At 72.7% G+C, this 1,394-nt stretch carries 1 protein-coding gene; it reads left to right on the plus strand.

All coding sequences use genetic code 11. The annotated features are described in order from the left end of the window. Positions 1-1,394, plus strand: a 1,394-nt coding sequence (locus MTDSW087_RS29825) for a mannose-1-phosphate guanylyltransferase/mannose-6-phosphate isomerase (protein WP_244948409.1), incomplete at both ends; no start/stop codon positions are given.

Consider the following 1,394-nt stretch of genomic DNA (forward strand, 5'->3'; position numbering starts at 1 on the left):
GTGATCCTGTGCGGCGGCTCCGGCACGCGGCTGTGGCCGGCCTCGCGCGAGAGCATGCCCAAGCAGTTCGCCCGCCTCGTCGATCCGGTGCAGTCCACCTTCCAGGCGACGGCCCAGCGCGTGGCGGAGCCCGGCCTGTTCGCCAGGCCGACGGTGATCGCGGCGGCCGAATCGCGCTTCATCGCCGCCGAGCAGCTCGCCCAGGTCGGCCTCTCCGCCGACATCCTGCTGGAGCCGCAGGGGCGCGACTCCGCCGCGGCCGTGGCCGTGGCCGCGCTCCACGCGGCGGCCACCGACCCGCAGGCCATCGTGCTGATCATGGCCGCAGACCACGTCATCGGCGATGCGGAGGCCTTCCGCGCCGCGGTCGCGGCGGCGGCCGAGGGTGCGCGCGCCGGCCAGATCATGACGCTCGGCATCGAGCCGACGCGGGCCGCCACCGATTACGGCTATATCCGCCGCGGCAGCGCCCTGCCGTCGGCCGCGGGCTACGCGGTCGAGCGCTTCGTCGAGAAGCCGAACCAGGCGGGCGCGGAGCGCCTCATCGGCGACGGCGCGCTCTGGAATTCCGGCTACTTCCTGTTCCGGGCCGACGTGATGCTGGCGGAGCTCGAGGCCTTCGCCCCCGACACGCTCGCCGGCGCGACGGCGGCGCTGGAGGCGGCCGCGCGCGACCTCGACTTCATCCGCCTCGACGCGGCGGCCTTCGCGACCTGCCCCAAGATCTCGATCGACTACGCGGTCATGGAGCGCACCGGCCGCGCGGGCGTGGTGCCGGTCTCCTTCCCCTGGTCGGATGTCGGCACCTGGGACGCGGTCTGGCAGGTGCTCGACCACGACGCCGCCGGCAACGCCCTGCGCGGCCGGGTCGAGCTGATCGACACCAAGAACAGCCTCGTGCACAGCGCCGGCGAGGGCCTGACCACGGTGGTCGGCCTGGAGGACGTGGTGGTGGTGACCACGCCCGACGCCGTGCTGGTGGCCTCGAAGGCGCGCTCGGGGGCGGTCAAGGAGCTGGTCGGCCAGCTCCGGGCCAAGGCGCATCCGGAGGCGGACGCGCATCTGCGCATGTACCGGCCCTGGGGCTGGTACCAGCGCATCGATATCGGCGAGCGCTTCCAGGTGAAGCGCATCCAGGTGGTGCCGGGCGGGCGCCTCTCCCTGCAGAAGCACTACCACCGGGCCGAGCACTGGGTGGTGGTGAAGGGCACGGCCGAGGTGACGGTGGACGAGCGCGTGGCGCTGGTCCACGAGAACGAGGCGATCTACCTGCCGATCGGCTCGATGCACCGGCTCTCCAACCCCGGCAAGATCCCGCTGGAGCTGATCGAGGTCCAGGTCGGCTCCTATACCGGCGAGGACGACATCATCCGCGTCGAGGACATCTACGGGCG

It is taken from the genome of Methylobacterium dankookense (assembly GCF_902141855.1).
In the GTDB taxonomy this organism is placed as follows: Bacteria; Pseudomonadota; Alphaproteobacteria; order Rhizobiales; family Beijerinckiaceae; genus Methylobacterium; species Methylobacterium dankookense.